Origin of the sequence: Streptomyces africanus, assembly GCF_002150735.1 — a bacterium.
GTDB lineage: Bacteria > Actinomycetota > Actinomycetes > Streptomycetales > Streptomycetaceae > Streptomyces > Streptomyces africanus.
In genome coordinates, this window is sequence record NZ_MUKA01000598.1 from 1,147 (window position 1) to 2,397 (window position 1,251).

A 1,251-nucleotide genomic window follows, 5' to 3' on the forward strand; every position below is an offset into this window, starting at 1 on the left:
CATGTCATCGTGGGGGCATGGAGATCGACGGGGGACTTCCGGTCAAGGTCATGACGGAGAGCGGGCAGACGTACGCGCGGGTCTCGGCGCGGCGGTTGCGGGAGCTGGTGGAGCGGATCGGCGGCGAGGACGACCACTTCCTCGTCGTGCAGCGGATACCGGACCGGCCGCTGGTCTTCATCCAGACGGCGCGCGACGCGGACGGGGCGTACGACCTCCAGCACCGCACGGGCCGCGTCCCCCATATGTGGGTGGCCCGGGTNNNCGCCCCCGAGGTCGCGGCGCGGGCCGAGGGATACGTCCGCGACATGCTCCAGGACGGCTATCTGGGCATCGAGGCGATGATCCGCGAGGCGGTGTACCTGATGGACGACGGTGAGGAGACCCCTCCCGTTTCCCAGGAGCAGGCCCGCGAGCTGGTCGAGCGGCTGTGGCTGGAGCGGCTCGACGAGCAGGCGAAGTGGACCGGGCCGACCGATCCGGACCGGCTGGGGCGGGCTTTCGCGGCCCTGGAGGAGGACGGCATCGTCGCCCGGGAGAACTTCACCTGCTGCCGCGGCTGCGGCATGTCGGAGATCGGCGCGGAGGCGGACGGCAGGCCGGGAGCGCGCGGGTTCGTCTTCTTCCACCACCAGGGCACGCGCAGCGCGGCGCAGGGCCACGGCCTGTCGCTCCACTACGGCGGGTTCGACGGCTCCGAGGAGACCACGAAGGCCGTCGGACATCAGGTCGTGGCGGCGCTGGCCGAGGCCGGGCTGTCCGCGGAGTGGGACGGCGACCCGGGCAAGGCGATCGATGTCGCGGCCCTGGAGTGGCGCAAACGCCTGGTGGGATGAGACGCCGGGCGGGCCGTCCGCCCTCCCCACCGGTGTCCACGCTGTGAGAGAAGGGTCCCGGTACCCGGCCCCGGTCTGCTTCAATGGCCCCATGGCCAGCTACCAGAAGCACACCGCGACGGGTCGCCATGACCTCGAGCCCTTCTGGCCGTCCCGTCAGGACCACGACTTCGACCGGGTGTGTTGCCGCGCGACGAACGCGCCGGCCCTCTAAAGCCGTACACCCCGGCCTTCGGCCAGCGCGAACCGCGTACGTCCTCGGCGAGCCCGACCACGAACTCGCGGCCGTCGACCTTCCGACGAACTCCTCGCGCGAAAGAGCTGACCTCTCATGGCGACCACTCGTTCCCTGTCCACCGCCGCCCCCTTCAATGCCCCGTCGGCCACCGGGCCCCGGCACCGGCTGCGCGCCGTC

Annotated in this window: 2 protein-coding genes and 1 pseudogene; all 3 read left to right on the forward strand. The window is 71.7% G+C overall.

Annotated elements, in window-relative coordinates; translation table 11 throughout:
• Nucleotides 1-17: 17 nt before the first annotated feature.
• On the forward strand, nucleotides 18-836 hold the full coding sequence (locus CCL05_RS42470) for a DUF6891 domain-containing protein (RefSeq protein WP_086565839.1): 819 nt from the start codon (nucleotides 18-20) through the stop codon (nucleotides 834-836).
• Nucleotides 837-927: 91 nt separating this feature from the next.
• Nucleotides 928-1,050, forward strand: coding sequence for a hypothetical protein (locus tag CCL05_RS47225; RefSeq protein WP_010037077.1), 123 nt, complete (start codon nucleotides 928-930; stop codon nucleotides 1,048-1,050).
• Nucleotides 1,051-1,167: 117 nt separating this feature from the next.
• Nucleotides 1,168-1,251 (forward strand): annotated as a pseudogene (locus CCL05_RS47675) (winged helix-turn-helix domain-containing protein); the annotation flags it as partial.

Coding starts and splice junctions, on each gene's coding strand:
- CCL05_RS47225 (WP_010037077.1), top strand. CDS start 928: ATGGCCAGCTACCAGAAGCACACCGCGACGGGTCGCCATGACCTCGAG.